Origin of the sequence: Chryseobacterium sp. PvR013 (assembly GCF_017833095.1) — a bacterium.
GTDB classification, from domain to species: Bacteria; Bacteroidota; Bacteroidia; order Flavobacteriales; family Weeksellaceae; genus Chryseobacterium; species Chryseobacterium culicis_A.
Genome location: NZ_JAFIBT010000001.1, coordinates 2,809,350 through 2,828,153, shown reverse-complemented (window position 1 = coordinate 2,828,153; position 18,804 = coordinate 2,809,350). Strand labels below are relative to the sequence as shown.

At 36.4% G+C, this 18,804-nt stretch carries 16 protein-coding genes and 3 tRNA genes; 13 read left to right on the top strand and 6 right to left on the bottom strand.

The window, feature by feature from the left end; genetic code table 11:
- Positions 1-16 precede the first annotated feature (16 nt).
- On the bottom strand, positions 17-727 hold the full coding sequence (locus JOE44_RS12760) for a hypothetical protein (RefSeq protein WP_209785881.1): 711 nt from the start codon (positions 725-727) through the stop codon (positions 17-19).
- Positions 728-735: 8 nt separating this feature from the next.
- Complete coding sequence (locus JOE44_RS12755) at positions 736-2,865, bottom strand: S9 family peptidase (RefSeq protein ID WP_209785880.1); 2,130 nt, start codon at positions 2,863-2,865, stop codon at positions 736-738.
- Between the two features lie 136 nt (positions 2,866-3,001).
- On the opposite strand from JOE44_RS12755, the gene JOE44_RS12750 reads away from it, so the two are divergent.
- From JOE44_RS12750 to JOE44_RS12735, 4 genes are all read left to right on the top strand, one after another.
- Entirely contained in the window at positions 3,002-3,475 is a 474-nt protein-coding gene (locus JOE44_RS12750; RefSeq protein WP_209785879.1) for a hypothetical protein, read from the top strand.
- Positions 3,476-3,487: 12 nt separating this feature from the next.
- On the top strand, positions 3,488-3,676 hold the full coding sequence (locus JOE44_RS12745; RefSeq protein ID WP_209785878.1) for a DUF6496 domain-containing protein: 189 nt from the start codon (positions 3,488-3,490) through the stop codon (positions 3,674-3,676).
- 364 nt (positions 3,677-4,040) lie between these two features.
- The gene (locus tag JOE44_RS12740; protein ID WP_209785877.1) at positions 4,041-5,645 is read left to right on the top strand and encodes a sulfatase; all 1,605 of its coding nucleotides are present in this window, start codon (positions 4,041-4,043) and stop codon (positions 5,643-5,645) included.
- Positions 5,646-5,668: 23 nt separating this feature from the next.
- The gene (locus JOE44_RS12735) at positions 5,669-6,784 is read left to right on the top strand and encodes a formylglycine-generating enzyme family protein (RefSeq protein WP_209785876.1); all 1,116 of its coding nucleotides are present in this window, start codon (positions 5,669-5,671) and stop codon (positions 6,782-6,784) included.
- A gap of 2 nt (positions 6,785-6,786) precedes the next feature.
- Here JOE44_RS12735 and glgP read toward each other — a convergent pair whose 3' ends face one another.
- The gene (gene glgP / locus JOE44_RS12730) at positions 6,787-8,451 is read right to left on the bottom strand and encodes an alpha-glucan family phosphorylase (protein ID WP_209785875.1); all 1,665 of its coding nucleotides are present in this window, start codon (positions 8,449-8,451) and stop codon (positions 6,787-6,789) included.
- Between the two features lie 204 nt (positions 8,452-8,655).
- Here glgP and JOE44_RS12725 point away from each other — a divergent pair, with 204 nt between their 5' ends.
- The 5 genes from JOE44_RS12725 (at position 8,656) to JOE44_RS12705 (ending at position 15,420) form a co-directional block, all read left to right on the top strand.
- On the top strand, positions 8,656-9,453 hold the full coding sequence (locus JOE44_RS12725; protein WP_105684235.1) for a hypothetical protein: 798 nt from the start codon (positions 8,656-8,658) through the stop codon (positions 9,451-9,453).
- A 200-nt stretch (positions 9,454-9,653) separates the two neighbouring features.
- Positions 9,654-11,756: a T9SS type B sorting domain-containing protein gene (locus JOE44_RS12720; RefSeq protein WP_209785874.1), complete on the top strand. Its 2,103-nt coding sequence runs from the start codon at positions 9,654-9,656 to the stop codon at positions 11,754-11,756.
- A gap of 88 nt (positions 11,757-11,844) precedes the next feature.
- Positions 11,845-12,435, top strand: coding sequence for a DUF1572 family protein (locus JOE44_RS12715; protein WP_209785873.1), 591 nt, complete (start codon positions 11,845-11,847; stop codon positions 12,433-12,435).
- 66 nt (positions 12,436-12,501) lie between these two features.
- Positions 12,502-13,848, top strand: coding sequence for a tRNA (N(6)-L-threonylcarbamoyladenosine(37)-C(2))-methylthiotransferase MtaB (gene mtaB / locus JOE44_RS12710; protein ID WP_209785872.1), 1,347 nt, complete (start codon positions 12,502-12,504; stop codon positions 13,846-13,848).
- 54 nt (positions 13,849-13,902) lie between these two features.
- Entirely contained in the window at positions 13,903-15,420 is a 1,518-nt protein-coding gene (locus JOE44_RS12705) for an FMN-binding glutamate synthase family protein (RefSeq protein ID WP_105684231.1), read from the top strand.
- Positions 15,421-15,481: 61 nt separating this feature from the next.
- Here JOE44_RS12705 and JOE44_RS12700 read toward each other — a convergent pair whose 3' ends face one another.
- Complete coding sequence (locus tag JOE44_RS12700) at positions 15,482-16,261, bottom strand: hypothetical protein (protein WP_209785871.1); 780 nt, start codon at positions 16,259-16,261, stop codon at positions 15,482-15,484.
- A gap of 55 nt (positions 16,262-16,316) precedes the next feature.
- Between JOE44_RS12700 and JOE44_RS12695 the strand changes: the two genes are divergently transcribed.
- Positions 16,317-16,763, top strand: a complete 447-nt coding sequence (locus JOE44_RS12695; RefSeq protein ID WP_209785870.1) for an RNA-binding S4 domain-containing protein — start codon at positions 16,317-16,319, stop codon at positions 16,761-16,763.
- A 16-nt stretch (positions 16,764-16,779) separates the two neighbouring features.
- Here JOE44_RS12695 and JOE44_RS12690 read toward each other — a convergent pair whose 3' ends face one another.
- Positions 16,780-17,295, bottom strand: a complete 516-nt coding sequence (locus tag JOE44_RS12690) for a shikimate kinase (protein ID WP_105684228.1) — start codon at positions 17,293-17,295, stop codon at positions 16,780-16,782.
- Positions 17,296-17,410: 115 nt separating this feature from the next.
- Here JOE44_RS12690 and JOE44_RS12685 point away from each other — a divergent pair.
- The 3 genes from JOE44_RS12685 (at position 17,411) to JOE44_RS12675 (ending at position 17,729) form a co-directional block, all read left to right on the top strand.
- A tRNA-Lys gene (locus tag JOE44_RS12685) sits at positions 17,411-17,483 on the top strand.
- A 35-nt stretch (positions 17,484-17,518) separates the two neighbouring features.
- Positions 17,519-17,601, top strand: a tRNA-Leu gene (locus JOE44_RS12680).
- Positions 17,602-17,656: 55 nt separating this feature from the next.
- Positions 17,657-17,729 (top strand) — tRNA-Lys (locus JOE44_RS12675).
- A 186-nt stretch (positions 17,730-17,915) separates the two neighbouring features.
- Here JOE44_RS12675 and panC read toward each other — a convergent pair.
- Positions 17,916-18,764 carry a pantoate--beta-alanine ligase gene (panC, locus tag JOE44_RS12670; protein WP_209785869.1) on the bottom strand — a complete coding sequence of 283 codons (849 nt, stop codon included), beginning with the start codon at positions 18,762-18,764 and terminating at the stop codon, positions 17,916-17,918.
- Between the last annotated feature and the right edge of the window lie 40 nt (positions 18,765-18,804).

Below are 18,804 nucleotides of genomic sequence, written 5' to 3'. Positions count from 1 at the left end.
TTGAAAGGGATTTTTATTATTTTGCTTTTTGGGGAGCCATTGGAGGAGGTGGCACCTCTTTACCCTCTACCGTTGCTGTTTTTGCTTTTTCTGATTTTACAATGCCATTCACAAAATTTTCCATTTCGTTTTTATTAGCATCAAACTGATTGGCATAAGTATGAGTGGATATACTGCAATAACCTCCGCTGGTAAGATAAAGATTTGCAATATATTCAAAATCCAATCCTTTAACATTGGCACTGTATTCTAAATGAAGTACCTTGATTCCGTTAACGGTTCTATACTCAGATTTTTTTAATTTAAAATAATCTGAATTTCTTTGGATAATAGGAAGCAGAATATCTTTCAGATTCTTTAGGGTCTGGATAGGCATAATTTCACTTCCAAACAGTGCATACACAGTAGAATTTGAAGTGTTATTAAACGCATATTCTACAAAGGTTGAATTTTCCGGAGCTTTTACAACTTTCCATTTTTTAGGATCATAATAAAAACCTCCATCAACATTTTTACTTTTTACCAGAAAAGTAGACTCCTTTGTTTTTTCGAATAATTCTTCATTGGTTGTAATTGTTTCGAGAATCTTTTCGTCACTTTCGTTTACAAATTTCCAGGTCTTATTATCTAAAAGAACAACTTCTTTTCCATCCTCTGTTAATGCCTTTATTTGAGACTGAACAGAAAGAGAAAACAGAATACAGGCGGATAAAATAATTTTTCTCATTGTGAATATTATAAATTATTCAGAATAAAATCTGTCATTTTCTGATACAACTGAGGTCTTGTCTGTCCACCATTAATTCCGTGGTTTTTATCTGGATAAGCCATGAAATCAAACTGTTTTTTGTTTTGAATCAAAGCTTCAGAGAACTGCATAGAGTTTTGGAAGTGAACATTGTCATCAGCCGTTCCGTGAATTAATAAGAATTTTCCTTTCAATAGGTTTGCGTATTCTGTAGGAGAGTTTTTATCATATCCATCAGGGTTTTCCTGAGGTGTTCTCATAAATCTTTCGGTATATACAGAGTCATAATATCTCCAGTTGGTTACCGGTGCTACTGCGATTCCCACTTTGAAAACATCGGCGCCTTTAGTCATGGCTAAACTGGTCATATAACCTCCAAAGCTCCATCCGAACATTCCGATTCTGCTTTTATCAACATAAGATTGGTTTCCGAACCACTTTGCTGCAGTGATCTGATCCTCAATCTCATATTTTCCTAAATTCATATAGGTTACTTTCTTGTATTTAGCTCCTTTATATCCGGTTCCACGTCCGTCTACACAAGCCACAATATATCCTTTTTGTACAAGATGGTTGAACCACATTGCATTTCCGTTGTCCCATGAATTGGCAACCTGCTGAGATCCTGGTCCGGAATATTGGAACATAAATAGAGGATACTTCTTATTGGGATCAAAGTTTTTAGGCTTCATAATCCAGGCATTCATCTGATCGCCTACCGCATTTGGAATGGTGATGAATTCTTTTTCAACAAAATTATCGGTCTTTAGCTTCTGTAGCTGATCATTATTGTTCTGAAGTTCTTTTACCGTTTTTCCATTACCGTCTTTTAAAACATATGTATAAGGTTTTGCTGCTGTAGAAGAGGTTTCGATGAAATAATTATAGTTCTTGCTGAAATTGGCAGAATTATTTCCTTCCGCATTGGAGATCAGCTGAGTTTTTCCGTTTTCGATATTCACTTTGGAAATCACTTTATTAATGCTCCCTTTTTCAGTAGTCTGAATGTAAATTTCTTTAGATTTAGGATTAAATCCATAATAATCGGTTACTTCCCAGTTTCCTTTTGTGATCTGCTTTTTGAGCTTACCATCCTTGTCATACCAGTAAAGGTGACGGTTTCCATCTCTTTCAGATGACCAAAGGAAAGAATCATCTTCAAGGAATTCCAATGTTGGGCTGTCTGTATCAATCCATTTATCATCAGTTTCAGTGAATAATTTCTGAACAGCTCCTGTTTTGGTATTTACTTTTAAAATATCTGAAGCATTCTGGATTCTTTCAGAAGTAATTAAAACAATTTCATCTGGTTTTGCAGTTTGGAATACATTCGGGATGTAATAATTTTTAAAAGAACCTAAGTTCAGCTGCATTGTTTTTCCATTGTCAAGACGGTAGAGCTGTGCTGAAACCACAGAATTCTTTTCACCTGCTTTCGGGTATTTATAACGCATTTCAGCCGGATAAAGAGTTTTTCCATAGATGGGAATGTAGATTTCCGGAACCTGGCTTTCATCAGATTTTACAAATACGATGGCATCAGAATTCTTTGTCCACTCATATTGTTTTGCATGTCCGAATTCTTCTTCATACACCCAATCAGCCAAACCATTCAGGATAGAGTTTTTCTTACCATCTGTAGTAATCTGTGTAATTTTTCCTGAACTAAGATCCTGATAGAAAAGATTATTGTCAACAATAAAAGCTACTTTCGTAGCGTCTGGCGAAAATGTTGGTTCCTGAACCGGTTTTCCTTCATTCAAACTGATTGTTTTCCCGGATTTTAAATCTTTTACCTCAAATTTTCCAAGAAAAGAATGCCTGTAAATAGGCTGACTTCCAACCTGTAAAAGAATTTTAGATTCATCATCAGAAAAAATATAGCTTTCAAATCTTCCGTCCACAAGGTTTCCTTCTTTTTGTGAGGTTTTGTAAGAATATTTTGCAATTCCTGACGGTTCAATGACAAGATAGTTCTCTCCGTTTTTCATGGAAGTGATTCCTGCGATCCCTTTTCCACGGTAGTATCCTGAATATATTTTATCTAAAGTGATTTCCTGTGCTGATACATTTTGAAATACCGCAGCTACAGTAAGAGTTAAGAGTAGTTTTTTCATTTCTAGCATTAATGGATTTCAAAGATAATAATTTTATTAAAATGTGTAAAAAAGCTTTTCAAATAAGCCTTTTGGCAAAAAAATTGAATATCATTACTTATAATCAAATCAAATCAAATCAAATCAAATAATAATTATGGAAACGAATGCATACAACCAGAAACTGAACCGTTATGTATTAAACGACCAGATTGTTTATACAGGTTTTTCCAGCTTTACTGACGCTGAAGAATGCGCTCGTAAAAAAGGCGGAACATTGGTGGAAGTGGTGTTTAAAGACGGAAATGATAATCCCGAAATTACAGATGAGGCGGGGTTGATAGAGAAAAAAATTCATTACTATGTGTATGCAGGCGATGAGTATAAATTTATCCATTCCTCAGATCCGGGATTTAGAAAATATGCAGATGAGCTGCAGAAAATAAAAGCAAGAAATGATAAAACCAGTCCGGATGAACGTTATTTTGCCAATTTTGAAATTGAAAATATAGAAGACCCGATTATTGTGATCAAGAATGATCATTTTGAATCGGTAACATCAAGAGAGCGTTCAAAATATTTGAAACATGCCTGCGTTTATGAATTAGGGGTATCCCTGCCAAAATCTTAAAAAAATCTGATCATGAGCAAGACTAAATATTCAGAAAAAGCTCAGGACAAAGTAGGAAAAGTGATGCACGAATTCAAGGAAGGAAAACTGAAATCTTCTTCCGGAAAGAAAGTGACAAACAGAAAACAAGCTATTGCTATAGGCATTTCTGAAGCAAAAGAAGAAGGTTTAAAGGTACCTCCAAAGAAAAAAAGTAAATAAACTTCAATAAAAGAGCCTGGAAATTTTTTCCGGGCATTTTTATTGAAAAGTGAAATCATAAACCTATAAAATTGCTAATTAAATAGATGAACCTCCAGATCGAATCTATGCTTTTTGTTAGTGTGTTTTAATGTATTGTTTTTAAAGCCAGTGAATTATGTTTATTGACGTATATATGATGTATGTCTTTACCATTGAGTTTATCCTTTTTTATTGCAAATTCGTATTACTTATTTTTTTTTTACTTAAAAACCAGAGTAATCATTAGTGTATACTATAAAAATTGTCCATTGCCTATATAATAAAGATGCCTCCATTGGTCCGAATTTCTAACGGGATAGAGGCTTTAAAAAACAAATTCCATATGTTCAAAATTTTAAGATCCATATTAGTCATTATATCAATTTGCAATTGCATAGCGGTAAACGGTGGAAGTTTCCATAAAGAAAATCCCAGACCTAAAAAAAGCGTGAGATCCGGTATAAAGCAAAAAAGACCTAATATCTTATTTATTCCTATTGATGATTTAAGACCTGAAACGGGCTCTTATGGGAATACGGTGATTAAAACACCTAATATGGACAAACTTGCGGCAAGAGGAGTTGTTTTTAAAAGAACATATTGCCAGCAGGCAGTATGTAATCCGTCAAGAGCCAGTCTTCTAACTGGTTTGAGGCCTGACTCTGTTCGTGTGTGGGATCTTCAGACAGATTTGAGGAAAAACCTGCCAGATGTAGTAACGCTTCCGCAGATCTTTAAGAATAATGGTTATTATACGGTGGGTATCGGAAAAACCTTTCATAATATTTTTCCTGATGAGAAGTCGTGGAATGAAGATCTTCATGTAGACGGATATCCTTTTGATCCGGATGCAGTGTATCTGCTGGAGAAAAACAAGATGATTCAGAAGGAAAAAGAACTTAGTCTTCAGAAAAGCGGAAGAGGCAAGCCGGATGTCTATGGTTTTGTCTATACAAAGGCTAATTCCGTTGAAATGGCAGATGTTGATGATGATGCTTATTATGATGGTGCACAAACAATTATGGCTATTAAAAAACTTAAAGAATTAAAAGAAAAAAATCAGCCTTTCTTTTTTTCAGTAGGATATTATCGTCCGCATTTACCATTTAACGCTCCAAAAAAATACTGGGATTTATATAACAGAAACGACATTCCTCTTGCTAAAAATCAATTCATGCCCGAGAATGCTCCGGAATTTGCCGTACATGGTGATGCGGAATTAAGAACTTATAATGATCGGTCTGATTTACCTTTACCTTGGGAAGAACCTTATGATATTAAAAAGCAGCGGGAGCTACTTCATGCGTATTATGCATCTGTATCTTATATAGACGCTCAGATAGGAAGATTGTTAAAAACACTGGATGAATTAGGGTTGAGTGAAAATACCATTATTGTATTGTGGGGAGATCATGGCTGGAAACTGGGAGAGCATAACGGTTGGTGCAAGCAGAGCAACTATGAGATTGATACCAGAGTGCCGCTTATTATCAGTGGAGCAGGAGTAAAGGCAAAAGGAAAAACAAGCAATGCTCTCACAGAGTTTGTTGATATTTATCCTACCTTATGTGATATGGCAGGTATTAAAATTCCTGAATATCTTCAGGGAAGCAGCATGAAGCCTTTGCTTACTAACCCTGCACATACGTGGAAGACAGCTGCCTACAGTCAATTTTTATTAGGGAGGTTTGGAGCAAAAAAAGAAGGGCAAAATGTAGAAAGAATGGGATATGCCATCAGGACAGACCGATACCGTTACGTGGAATGGTTTGAATGGGACAAGGAAGCCGAGAAGCCAGGAAACTATCTTGCAAGAGAGCTTTATGATCATAAAAAAGATCCTGATGAAAATGTCAATATAGCTGAAGAAGTTTCTTCTAAAAAACTGGTAAACCAGCTTTCTCTTCAGTTGAAAAAAGGGTGGCGGTATAGTAAGCCCAAGTTTTAAAACCTAAAATAAACAGATAAATAATGTTCTCTGTAATAAAGATGATGATATGCACAGGTGCATTAAGTGTTGTATGTACCTGTAATAAAGCTAAAATCTCAAAACCGCCGAAAGAGAAACCAGGGCATACCTGCATGAATATACCCGCGCGGTTGAGAACTGCGGACTCATCTTCAATTAGTTTTAGTGGGGATACTTCTCTGGAAGGAATGATATTGATTCCGGGAGGTGAATTTGATATGGGAGGTGATAGCAGCCAGGCTGATCCAGATGAATTTCCTAAACATAGAGTAAAAGTTTCTCCGTTTTATATGGATATAACAGAAGTGACAAATGCACAGTTCCGTAAATTTGTAGATGCTACAGGTTATATCACAACTGCAGAACGTAAACCTGATTGGAACGAATTAAGAAAAAATCTGCCTGAGGGTACTCCGAAACCTCCGGATAGCTTATTGGTAGCTGCTTCATTAGTATTTAAACCTACAAATAAACCTGTGAATCTGAATGATTTCAGCCAATGGTGGAAATGGGTAAAAGGAGCTGACTGGAAGCATCCGCAAGGGCCGGCTAGCAATATCGAAGGAAAAGACAACTATCCTGTAGTACACATAAGCTGGGATGATGCACAGGCTTATTGTAAATGGTCCGGTAAGCGTTTGCCCACAGAAGCAGAATGGGAATTTGCAGCACGGGGTGGATTAAAAAATAATATTTACCCATGGGGAAATGAATCCATCAATACAGGAGTTCCTAAAGCGAACAGTTGGGAAGGAAAATTTCCTTACCTTAATGATAAGAAAGACGGATATATTACCCTTGCGCCTGTACAATCATTTAAAGCCAACGGATATGGTCTGTATGATATGGCCGGAAATGTTTGGGAATGGTGCAGCGATTTATACAACTACGATTACTATAAAAAGCTGGAAGGCAGACTGGTTCTAAATCCTCAGGGTGCCGACAGGTCTTATGACCCTCAGGAACCGTATAGTGTAAAACGCAGCCTGCGTGGAGGAAGCTTTTTATGTAATGATAGCTATTGCAGTGGATACAGGGTTGCCCGACGTATGAAAAGCAGTCCAGATACAAGTCTTGAACATACCGGATTCAGGTGTGTTCAAGACATTATTAATTAATTCTATTTCTGATTATTATAGAGGATTCGGTAATATTCATCAGCCATCCTGTCGCTGTTGAAATGATCTTTTACATCATTCATGGCATTGTACTGGATTTTTCTCCATTGATCAGGGTGATCATAATAGGTGGGAAGAATTTCGTTTTCAAGGATTTCATATAAGGTGTTCAAATCATAATTATCCTGTTCGTAGATGCTCATATTCTGATAATCGGCTTTTGGAACAACGAAAGAGTTTTCTCCATGTTTGGCAAATTCCGGAATCCAGCCGTCATCTGTGGATAAGTTGATTGAACCGTTCATAGCAGCCGTCATCCCTGAAGTTCCTGAAGCTTCCCTTGGAACTCTTGGGTTATTAAGCCATACATCGGAACCTTGTTTTAAAGATTTACTTAAAGACAGTTCATAGCCTGTAAGAACGGCAATGTTTTTATGATATTTACTTTCTTCAACCAAGGTATTGAAGGTAGAAATTGCGGAGTAATCCATTGGGTAAGGCTTTCCTGCCCAGATGATTTGTACCGGATATTTTGGATGGTTCAGAAGTTTGTAGAATCTTTCTTTGTCATGTAAAAGAAGCTCTGCTCTTTTATAACCCGCAAATCTTCTGGCCCAGACCATGGTAAAAACATTAGGATTAAATAAATTACCTGTTTGATCGGCAACAATACTGAACAGTTTTTTCTTTAGATACTTTTTACGGTAATCAAAAACAGTGGCATCATTCTCGTCTTTTGCATTGTAAAGAGGTTTGTCTGCCCAGTATTTAAATTCCTGAGCGTTGGTAATTGACGTGATTTCGCAGATTCCCTGATATTTACTCCACATCGCCCTGGAAACTACACCGTGAAGCTGGGAAACTCCATTGGCGATTCTTGCCATTCTCAATGCACAAAGAGAATGATTAAAACGGTCATCATCAGAACCCTCAATCTTTTTTACCTCTTCCATACTGTAGCCTGAAAAATAGGACATATCATAACATAATCTGAAACTATGTTTTTCATTTCCTGCTTCTTCAGGTGTGTGCGTTGTAAAAACGAGTTTTTCTTTAACTTTATTAAGATCTCCGTTGTATTTTTTTAGAAGATAGAATGCCGCCGGAAGTCCATGCGCCTCATTAAGATGGTAAACTTCCCTTTCAATATTCATTTCGTCCAGTAACTTGGCGCCTCCTTTTCCGAGTAAAATATATTGTGCAAGTTTTGTAGATTCATTGGCATCATACAACTTGTGACAGATTGTTTTGGAAACGTGATCATTTTCCGGAACATCTGTGGAAAGAAAAAACATAGGTGCTGTATTGAAAATTTCAGGATCAAGGTACCATACCTTTACCCAAACCGGAGCACTGTGGATTTCGATTTGAAATTTTATTCCGGTGTCTTCAAGAAAACTGTACATTTTTCTCGTCCATACAGGTTGTAAGGTCTGATCATGATTTCTTGCCTGGTCATAATAACCGAACTTCCATAGGATACCGATTCCAATAAGATCCTGCTTAAGGTTATAGGCACTTCGCATGTGAGATCCTGCCAGAAAGCCCAGCCCTCCCGAATATATTTTCAGTACCTGCTCAAGAGCAAATTCCATTGAGAAATAGACGGTTTTTTTGGAATATTGAGGATTGATAGTGTAGGGTATTTTGAAATTCCTAAAATCCATAAATGTGCGTTTGTGTTAGAAAAGGCAAAGGTATACATTATGAAAATAAATTTTACATTAATTAATCGATAAATTAATTTAAAAACTAAATATCGGATTGTTTTTTTGCTTACCTTTAAGAGTGTAAATTTTTGATTATCAAAAACTTTTAATGATGAAAGCCCAGGGCTGCATGTGTTCTTTAATTAAATAAAAAAATCACACATGAAAAAGACTTTTTCTGAAGAAGATCTGATAAAGAATCTGAGTTTATATTACCTGAACCGGCATTTGAAAAAAAAGCCCATAGAGAAGTATCACCGTACCATAGACGAATCTCCGCTGCATGACCGTGAAAAGTACAGAAAGAAATCTGAGATTCTTCTTCTTAATTCTTTTATGCATCACTTCCCCGAAGTTAAATTTGAAAATCTTACCTGTGAGAGTCCAGACTTTATCGCAAAACTCAACGACAAAAAAATTGGAATAGAACTGACTGAAGTAATCAACCATCTGGAAATGAAGAAAGTGGAAAGTACTTTGAATAAAATGTTCCGTCAGGCAGAAATAATATTAGAACAGGAAGACACTACGAAATATCGTGGTGTTTATTTTTTAGAATTCCATCCGGAAACGAAATTTGATACCCTGGAAGTACAGCAGGAAAATATCATCAGCATTTATAAGACCATCAAAAAAAACAAACCGGTAGGCTGCATAAAAAGTGTAAGAAAATCTTTTCATCGCAGAAATGTATTTATCACCCACGAATACAGTATGAATCTGTTTGATGAACTCTGTTCGGAAAAAATTCTGGAACTCATTGAAAAGAAGAATGAAAAGTTTCCTTATTATGATACTTCTGTAGATGAATGCTGGCTGGTTATTGTTTCCGATATGAATTCTATTGCTTCAAGATATACTTTCATTCAGGATAAAGAACATTTGAAAGAAGTAAAAAGTCCTTTCCATAAAATATTTCATCTGGAAAATCTCTGTGGAAATATTACTAGTATAAAATAAAGCTGATATTTTATTGTGTTTGGTTATTTTACTCTTTAATTTGAGATAATGTGAATAATTTCAAATTATTTAATGTTTTAATTTGTAATAGTTTAAAATTATTTAGATTTTATTGTTTTTAATTAAAATAAGATTATATTTGATGTGCATTGAATATCAATACGATGTATAACTGATGTAACCATAAAAACATTAAATCTATGAGAAAACTTTTACTTTTCATACTTCTATGTCTCTCTCATACTTTCTATGCTCAGGCCGATTGTGCTACCGCACTTTCTGTTTGCGGAAACTCAAATATCACTTATAGTCCTACAGGATATGGTAATATAAAAGAATTGGTCAATTCGGGAAGCTGTATAGACTTTACTGGAGAGCACAACTCTATTTGGTATAAAATTACAATCGCTACAGGAGGAACTCTTACTTTTGATCTTGTTCCCAATAATCCGGATGCCGATTATGACTGGGCAATTTTTGGTCCTAATGTAACCTGCGGAAGTTTGGGGTCACCCATACGTTGTAATGCTGCAACGGTTATCGGGCCTGGGCCTGCTACAGGATTGAACATGACAAGTACGCTTTTAAGTGCTGCCGGAGGTTCTTTAACTCCGTATTGCAAATATCTTGATGTTTTACCAGGACAAACTTATTATTTGTTTATTGACAACTGGGTAAGCAGTACAAGTTCTACCACAGCTCCGTTTTCTTTGACATGGGGCGGAACTGCAACACTGGCTTCACCATTTACAGATCCGGCTATACAGACTCAGCCTTTTAATCCTCCCGGAATTCCGGCTGCAAATCCTGCAGACCCAAGAGAAGTGGTGATATGTTCTGCAACAGCTTTATTTGATTTTTCTACATTGTCCCCAGGAATTCTTAATGGAAATCAAAACTTTGGGGTAAGCTATCACCTGAGCCAGAATGATGCTCTTACAGGGAATAACCCTATTACAGCTCCTATCACGGTAAATACAACCACTGTCTATTATTACAGTATCAATTACACCGATCCTGCTAATGCGGCTAACCCTCTTAATAAATGCAAACAGGTCGGAACATTCAAATTCAAAGATGGATCTATTACCGCTAAAAATGCAACATTAACTCAGTGTAACAATAATAATGCGGGCACAGCTTTATTTGATTTAACCACGGCAGACGTTATTGGAAACCCGAATGTTACTAAGAAATATTATCCCACAATGGCGGATCTCAATGCCGGAACCAATGAGATTACCACTCCAATGGCATTTGTGTCCGCAGAAGGAATTATTTATGTGAAAGTAACCTCTGAGTTTGGATGTACTGCAGTAGCACAGATTACCTTGAAGTTTTATCCGGTTGTAGTTGTGAATGAGACCACTTTGAGATCATGCTTCATCGAAGCCAGCCCGTCTACAGCTTCTTTTAATCTGGTCAATGCTTCAGTAACTGGTCAAACTAATCCTACAAAAAAATATTATCCTTCACTCACTGATGCTGTTAGCCAGACCAATGAAATTCTGAATGCCAATAATTACATTGCACCTAATGGATTTGTATATGTGAGAGTTTCCAATTCCCAGGGATGTTATAATGTGGCTAAGGTGACTTTAGTGGTTATTCCCCCTGTATATTCTGATAAACTTAAAGATGTGACTATTTGTGCAGAAGATCAGACAACTCTGGATGCAGGACCTGGATTTAAAAGTTACGAGTGGAGTACAGGAGCCACTACCCAAACAATTAAAGCCGGAATAGGAACCTATTGGGTGAAACTTAAAACAGGAGAATGTGTTACAACACAAACAGTAAAAGTACTTCCTTCCGAACAGCCGGTTGTTTCCGGTATTGATATTTCGAATAATACAATCACAGTATCTGTAATAGGAGGAACTCCAGCTTACCAATATTCAATAGATAATATTATCTGGCAGGATTCCAATGTGTTCAATAATCTTTCAAGAGGAGATCATAAAGTCTATGTAAAAGATTCCTATGACTGTGATCCGATAGAGATAGGAATTGTAGTCCCTAATTTGATTAATGTGATTACCCCGAATGCCGATGGAATAAATGATGTAATTGATTATTCTGCATTGGCCAACAAACAAAATCTGATCATGAATGTTTTTGACCGATATGGAAATAAAATATTCCAGGCAGACAGATCAAATGGCTATAAGTGGGACGGCACCCAGGGCGGAAGAAGAGTTCCTACCGGAACCTATTGGTATTCTATTACTTGGAATGAAAATGATAAAAAGAATACCGCCATTAAATTTACCGGTTGGGTATTGGTGAAAAACAGAGAATAACAATAAATTTTATACATAGATAAAACCACTTCATTTGAAGTGGTTTTTATTTTTGAAAGTTATTAAATTAGATAGCAAAATAGAAAAAATGAAAGACCTCTTTGTAAAACGTTTTGAATACTATAAATCTCTTGGTGATAAGACATTCGTTCAGTTGACAGATGAGCAGATGTTCTGGCAGTACAATGAAGAAAGTAATTCTATTGCCATCATTGTGAAACATCTTGCCGGAAATATGCTGTCAAGATGGACAAATTTCCTGACTGAAGACGGAGAGAAATCCTGGCGTAACCGCGATGGAGAATTTGTCAATACCTTTACTACTAAAGAACAGGTTCTGGATTTTTGGGAACAGGGCTGGAAATGCTTTTTTGATGCTCTTGAGAAAATAAATGAGGATAATCTTTATGCAATAACCTATATCAGAGGAGAGGCACATCCGGTGATTGATGCGGTACTTCGTCAATTGGCTCATTATCCTTACCATATCGGGCAGATTGTTTATATTGCTAAAATGATAAAAAATGAAGACTGGAGCACACTGTCTATTGCCCGGAATCGGTCTCAAGAGTTTAATACAGAAATGAAAACCCAATTTTCAAATCAAGATACGGAAGCCAATTCTTCCCCCGTCTGTTTTCAAAACAGCCCTGAAGTAAGGGATGAATATAAACAATAGATTGAATCAATCTTGGATTCTTATTAAAATTACTATCTTTGCACCCATAAAATTCAGGAGTAACAAATGTCTACTTTTCACAGAACTGCCGCGTTTCATACACTTGGCTGCAAATTAAACTTTGCAGAAACATCTACTATTGCCCGTCAATTAACAGATGCAGGTTATGATAAGGTAAGTTTTGATGAAAAAGCAAACGTATATGTTATCAATACATGTTCTGTGACTGAAAATGCTGACCGTGAATGTAAACTTCATGTGAAAAGAGCAATGAAAGCCAATCCGGAAGGACTGGTCGTTATTGTAGGATGCTATGCACAGCTAAAGCCTGAAGAAATTTCACAGATTGAAGGTGTTGACCTGGTTTTAGGAGCAAAAGAAAAATTCAATATTCTGAGCTACCTTGATGATTTGGAGAAATCTGAAAGCGAAGGGGTAGTACATTCATGTGAAATTGAAGAAACCGATTTCTTTATCGGAAGCTATTCTATTGGAGACAGAACCAGAGCTTTCCTGAAAGTACAGGATGGCTGCGACTATAAATGTACCTATTGTACGATTCCGTTGGCCAGAGGAATTTCGCGTTCAGATACTATCGAAAACGTTCTCAAAAATGCTACAGAAATTGCGGCAAGAGATATCAAAGAAATTGTTCTTACAGGGGTGAATATCGGTGATTATGGTAAAGGAGAATTTGGAAACAAAAGACATGAACATACTTTCCTTGATCTTATTTCAGAACTGGATAAAGTAGATGGAATAGAAAGAATCCGTATATCCTCTATTGAACCCAATCTTTTAAAAGATGAAAGTATAGAGCTGGTTTCTAAAAGTAAAAGTTTTGTTCCGCATTTTCATATCCCGTTACAATCCGGAAGCGATGATCTTTTGAAAAAGATGAAACGTCGTTACCTGACCAAACTGTACAATGACAGAGTCAATAAGATCCGCGAGGTTATGCCTGATGCGGCTATTGGTGTGGATGTTATTGTAGGATTTCCTGGAGAAACAGAAGAGAGATTCATAGAAACCTATAATTTCCTGAATAATCTTCCTATTACTTACCTGCACGTATTTACTTATTCTGAAAGAGAAAATACGGAAGCAGTTGCTATGGATGGAGTAGTTCCTGTAGCAGAAAGAAAAAAACGTAATAAAATGCTGAGAATTCTTTCTGAAAAGAAGAAAATGGCATTTTATCAGACACAACTTGGTAAAACGCTTCCTGTTCTTTGGGAGCACGAAAATAAAGACGGGAAAATGTTTGGCTTCACAGAAAACTATGTGAGAGTTCAGAAAGATTTTGATCCTGCATCCGTAAACCAAATTGAATTTCTAAATTTAGAAAAAATCCTGTCAGATGGCACGGTTTCTGTGCAATCTTCTTACCAAAGTTTTTTAGCAAAAGCATAGGCTCTTTGCAAAAATTCTACTAAATTTATTTTTAAACTTTTAAATACTACATTCATGAGAGATAAGTTTTTATCTTGGGGAATTGTATTAGTAGCTGCTACATGGATTATAGCACTGCTGATCAGAGCGCATTATTGGATACCTACGCTGTTATCCGCAATTTATGCATTGGGTGTTTACAATGCTTACCAATCGAAACATGCTATTTTGAGGAACTTTCCTGTATTGGGATACTTCAGGTATTTTTTCGAGAGTATCTCACCCGAAATGCAGCAATACTTTATTGAAAGGGAAACAGACGGAAAACCGTTTCCAAGAAACCAGCGTTCTGCAGTATACAGACGTGCAAAAAATTTAAGTGATACTGTGGCTTTTGGTACACAGCTGGAAGTAAATCACAGAAAATATGAAGGGATCAAGCATTCTATTTATGCAAAATCACCATCAGAAGAGCTCCCAAGAGTATGGGTTGGAGGAGAACAGTGTACCCAGCCTTACCACGCTTCTTTATTCAATATCTCAGCAATGAGTTTCGGAGCATTAAGTGACAGAGCACAGATTTCCCTGAACAGAGGAGCAAAAAAAGGAAATTTCTATCATAATACCGGAGAAGGGGGAATTTCACCTTATCATATGGAAGGAGGAGATTTATGCTGGCAAATCGGAACAGGATATTTCGGATGTCGTGATGATGAAGGGAAATTTAATCCTGAATTATTCACAAAATATTCAACTCTTCCTAATGTGAAAATGATAGAAATCAAATTGTCACAGGGAGCAAAACCAGGACATGGAGGAGTACTTCCGGGAGTGAAAAATACACCTGAAATTGCAGCAATCCGTCACGTAACACCAGGTATGACTGTTATTTCACCACCCTCACATACTTCATTTTCTGATGCAGCAGGACTGTTGAGGTTCGTACAGCAATTAAGAGATCTTTCAGGCGGGAAACCTGTTGGTTTTAAACTGTGTATCGGAGATACCAGAGAATTTGAAGATATCTGTGTTCAGATGAATGTTCTGAAGATTTATCCGGACTTTATTACCATAGATGGGGCAGAAGGAGGAACTGGAGCAGCACCACCGGAATTTTCAGATGGAGTAGGAATGCCGTTAGAGCCAGCTTTGATATTTGTCAACAGAACACTTAATAATTATAACTTAAGAGATAAATTAAGAGTGATTGCCAGCGGTAAAGTGCTTACCAGTCTTGATATTCTGAGAGCAATTTCGATGGGTGCTGATATGTGTAACAATGCCAGAGGATTTATGTTTTCTTTAGGATGTATTCAGGCGTTGAGATGTAATACAAATAACTGCCCTACAGGAGTGGCTACACAGGATAAAATGCTTATCAAAGGACTTGAGGTGACGGATAAAGCAGAAAGAGTATATCACTTTCATAAAAATACCCTTCATACCTGCAATGAATTGATTGCGGCTGCAGGAAGAAGCTCTTATGAAGAAGTAGATGCCACCATGTTTATGAGAGGAGATGAGTTTGATCACCTTGCGGACCTTTACTTCCCTGATATTTTAGGAAATGTAAAGCAGAAGGCAAGATCATAATAACATACGATAAAATAAAAACACCGTCATTGAGACGGTGTTTTTTATGATGTGATTATTTTTATTGTTGTTGTTCAGAAGTTTGTTTTTGATCATCTGGTCTGTTATCTCGGCCATAAATCTGAAAGTTGAATACAAAAGATTTGTTTCTGTAAGAAGCATTTAAGTACGGATAATGAGGATTTCTTGCAAAAGCAGCTCTGGAAGGAACAATAATTACTCCCTGTAAGTTATAAGGTGTTTCACTGGAAAGATTATTGAATGCTTTGAATTTCTGCAAAGCTTCTCTGAAACCAGGGATTTGATAATACTTGGCTTTTTTTGCTGCATCAGTTGTACCAGCATCCAGTATTGATTTCTTTACGTAATAAAACATAGGGTCAATAGCAGGAATACCACTTCCGTCAATCGTATTTAAAAAGGTAGCTTTTGATGTAAATGAAGTGTTTCCGTCAGAATTAACTGCCAGATAAGAGTAAGCTCTTACCATGAACTTAATAATATCATCAGTTTTGACAGTCTGATCATAAACAGGATCAGGATTAACAGGAGGCTGAGCACCGTTTCTAACGATATAGATAGCTCCCGAAGGAAGTGTTACAGGTGCCAGTTCAGATAATTTTTTTTCGTTATCATCTGCTGTATCCGTAGAACTGAAGGCTTTTATATTACCCTGTGCATCCAGATAATTATCATCCATGAATTTCTTAATGGCCTGATCATCATAGGTGTTTTGTGTATTAATGTCTTCCGGCTCTACATAGGTTGACACATCATCATCTTTCTTACAAGCAGAAAAACACAAAGATCCTGCAAGGATATATAAAAATATTTTTTTCATTTCAAAAAACTTTAATTACTTTACAAATAATATAACGGCAAAAGTATAAAAAAATATGAGAATAGATAAATTTTTATGGAGCATTCGTTTTTATAAGACGAGAAGTATTGCAGCAGAGGAGATTAAAAAGAATAGAGTTTCTATAGGAACGTCTGCCGTAAAGTCATCTAAAGAGGTAAAAGAAGGAGATACTATTAAAATCCGTAAGAATCAAATTGATTATAAAATAAAAGTAATTCAGATTCCTAAAAGCAGAATAGGAGCCAAGCTGGTGCCTCTTCATATTAAAGATGTGACAGATAAAGAACAGTACGAACTGTTGAAGCTTCGTAAAATGTCACAAGATTATTACAGAAATAAAGGCGAGGGAAGACCAACCAAAAAAGACAGAAGAGAAATGGACGATTACGTAGGGGTAGGTAACGATATCGATTCTGACTTTACAGATTGGGATGATTTCTTTGGTGAGACGGGTGACGAAGCCGGTGATGAAGATCAATAAATAAAATAGAAAAGCTCTAGAGATAGAGCTTTTCTACTATTTCGTTAACAATGTCCTCCGGTTCTCTGGAATCTGTTCCTACAGTATACTGTGCTTTGCTGTAAAATTGATTTCTTTCAAATAAATGTTTTGCAATGAATTCCGGAAGGTCTTCATCCGAGATATTGGCAATCAATGGCCTTTTTTCTTTCTGTTTTGAAAGTCTTTCTACCAATGTTCCTACCGATGTTCTTAAGAAAAAACTTTTAGAATTGTGATTAATGATCTCCATGTTATTATAATACACAGGAGTTCCTCCGCCAAGGCTTAAAACTACATTTTCTTCCGAAGCCAATATCTCTTCCAAGGCTTCTCTTTCCAGTTTTCTAAAGTAAATCTCTCCCTTTTTTTCAAAAATTTCCGGGATGGTTAATTTGTTTCTTCTTGAAATCTCTTTATCGAGGTCAATTAATTTAAAATTGATTTTTTCGCTTAATATTTTGGAAATGTGAGATTTGCCACTTCCCATGTATCCGATCAATGAAATTACCATGAATTTTTTTAAAACAAATTTGCGAAAAAGTTTTGAGATAAAGAAAAAAGTTATATCTTTGCACCACTTAAAACAAGGGACATTACTTAAATGAAAACTTGTTGCATAAGTGGCCGACTCGGTAGCTCAGCTGGTAGAGCAATACACTTTTAATGTATGGGTCCTGGGTTCGAATCCCAGCCGGGTCACTAGCAATAAATATTACGAATTTTGTGATTTTATTGCCTGCGTGGTGAAATTGGTAGACACGCCATCTTGAGGGGGTGGTTTCCTAAGGATGTGCTGGTTCGAGTCCAGTCGCAGGCACTGCAAAGAAAATTTTATAATTAATATTGAAATTTATTTCATTTTAATTGTGGCCGACTCGGTAGCTCAGCTGGTAGAGCAATACACTTTTAATGTATGGGTCCTGGGTTCGAATCCCAGCCGGGTCACAAGTTTACTGAAAAGTAAATTTTTTTCATATTAATATTTTGTGATTTGGTGTTTCAAAGGCTTCCTTCAGGAGGCCTTTGATTTTTGTATGAAGTCTGATACTGAACTTCCTTTCTTTTTATTATACATTCAAAAAAAATCCCCAACCATAACAGTCAGGGATATTATATTTTAATTTGGAAAAATCAATCCAAATGCATATTGTCAATTAATCTTACTCCGTCTACAACGACTACGATAAACGCTCTGAAACTTCTATCTTTATAGAAAAAATCGGTTTCCTGTAATGTATTTTCATCAGCAATAAGGAAATATTCAAGTTTCATTCCCGGCTGGTCATCGAAAATATCAGCTACTCTTTCCTTGATTTCCGGAATAGTAACGGTTCTGAACCAGTCGTTTACCTTTTTTAAAGTCTCATAAATTACTTTAGAGGCTTCTTTTCGGTCTTCATGAAGTCTTTGGTTTCTTGAACTTAATGCCAGTCCGTTTTCTGCCCTGTAAATAGAAACTCCGGTTATTTTAACGGGAAGATGCTTTTTCTCTACCATTTTTTTTATAATAGCGAGCTGCTGGAAATCTTTTTCCCCAAAATAAGCATTGTCAGGCTGTATCTGTCTGAAAAGTTCCTCTACAACAGTTCCTACTCCGTCGAAATGTCCCGGTCTTGATTTTCCTTCCATCTCATTTTCCAATCCATCAAAATCATATTGCTGGCTTTCAGCTTTCTCAGGGTAAATATCGGCTACCTCAGGAATATAAACGGCATCTACAAGACCTGAATTCTGAAGAATAAGTATATCTCTGTTGACATCTCTTGGGTATTTTTCAAGATCCTCAGGATTGTTGAATTGGGTTGGATTTACAAAAATTGAAGAAATGACAAGATCATTCTCTTTTCTTGCCTCTTCATACAGAGAAAGATGACCATTGTGCAAGGCGCCCATAGTAGGAGCAAAGCCAATTCTTTTTCCCATTTCTTTCTGTCTTTCAATGAAATCCTGAAGGACTTTTCTGTTTTTTAGAACTTCCATAGTTTGTTTTAATACTATTTCAAAAATACTAAAAATATCG

Coding starts and splice junctions, on each gene's coding strand:
- JOE44_RS12760 (WP_209785881.1), bottom strand. CDS start 727: ATGAGAAAAATTATTTTATCCGCCTGTATTCTGTTTTCTCTTTCTGTT.
- JOE44_RS12755 (WP_209785880.1), bottom strand. CDS start 2,865: ATGAAAAAACTACTCTTAACTCTTACTGTAGCTGCGGTATTTCAAAAT.
- JOE44_RS12750 (WP_209785879.1), top strand. CDS start 3,002: ATGGAAACGAATGCATACAACCAGAAACTGAACCGTTATGTATTAAAC.
- JOE44_RS12745 (WP_209785878.1), top strand. CDS start 3,488: ATGAGCAAGACTAAATATTCAGAAAAAGCTCAGGACAAAGTAGGAAAA.
- JOE44_RS12740 (WP_209785877.1), top strand. CDS start 4,041: ATGTTCAAAATTTTAAGATCCATATTAGTCATTATATCAATTTGCAAT.
- JOE44_RS12735 (WP_209785876.1), top strand. CDS start 5,669: ATGTTCTCTGTAATAAAGATGATGATATGCACAGGTGCATTAAGTGTT.
- glgP (WP_209785875.1), bottom strand. CDS start 8,451: ATGGATTTTAGGAATTTCAAAATACCCTACACTATCAATCCTCAATAT.
- JOE44_RS12725 (WP_105684235.1), top strand. CDS start 8,656: ATGAAAAAGACTTTTTCTGAAGAAGATCTGATAAAGAATCTGAGTTTA.
- JOE44_RS12720 (WP_209785874.1), top strand. CDS start 9,654: ATGAGAAAACTTTTACTTTTCATACTTCTATGTCTCTCTCATACTTTC.
- JOE44_RS12715 (WP_209785873.1), top strand. CDS start 11,845: ATGAAAGACCTCTTTGTAAAACGTTTTGAATACTATAAATCTCTTGGT.
- mtaB (WP_209785872.1), top strand. CDS start 12,502: ATGTCTACTTTTCACAGAACTGCCGCGTTTCATACACTTGGCTGCAAA.
- JOE44_RS12705 (WP_105684231.1), top strand. CDS start 13,903: ATGAGAGATAAGTTTTTATCTTGGGGAATTGTATTAGTAGCTGCTACA.
- JOE44_RS12700 (WP_209785871.1), bottom strand. CDS start 16,261: ATGAAAAAAATATTTTTATATATCCTTGCAGGATCTTTGTGTTTTTCT.
- JOE44_RS12695 (WP_209785870.1), top strand. CDS start 16,317: ATGAGAATAGATAAATTTTTATGGAGCATTCGTTTTTATAAGACGAGA.
- JOE44_RS12690 (WP_105684228.1), bottom strand. CDS start 17,295: ATGGTAATTTCATTGATCGGATACATGGGAAGTGGCAAATCTCACATT.
- panC (WP_209785869.1), bottom strand. CDS start 18,764: ATGGAAGTTCTAAAAAACAGAAAAGTCCTTCAGGATTTCATTGAAAGA.